Annotated in this window: 1 protein-coding gene; it reads left to right on the top strand. The window is 64.5% G+C overall.

Going from position 1 to position 307, the window contains the following annotated elements; genetic code table 11:
• Positions 1 to 91: 91 nt before the first annotated feature.
• Positions 92 to 307 (top strand): endonuclease/exonuclease/phosphatase family protein (locus tag EN857_RS34010; RefSeq protein ID WP_189522847.1); only part of this gene is annotated, 216 nt, incomplete at its 3' end.

Raw genomic sequence — 307 nt, 5'->3', positions numbered from 1 at the left:
AATTCTGCCCCGCCGCGTTCCACGGCGAGCGTCACGGCATGGATCCTCGGGTCAAGCCCGAGGATGACGAAGCGAAAAGCGTCCCCGGCAAATGAAACTCGCCACCTTCAACATCAACAACATCAACAGCCGCCTCGAAAACCTGCTGGCCTGGCTTGCCAAGGCAAAACCCGATGTCGTCTGCCTGCAGGAACTCAAGGCGCGCGACACGCAGTTCCCGCTGAGCCGGCTCGCCAAGGCCGGCTATGGGGCGGTGTGGAAGGGCGAGCCGACCTGGAACGGCGTCGCCATCCTGGCGCGCGGCTCC

It is taken from the genome of Mesorhizobium sp. M4B.F.Ca.ET.214.01.1.1 (genome assembly GCF_004791545.1).
In the GTDB taxonomy this organism is placed as follows: Bacteria; Pseudomonadota; Alphaproteobacteria; order Rhizobiales; family Rhizobiaceae; genus Mesorhizobium; species Mesorhizobium abyssinicae.
The sequence above is the reverse complement of the archived record's forward strand: the minus strand, read 5'-3'. Positions and strand labels throughout refer to the sequence as shown.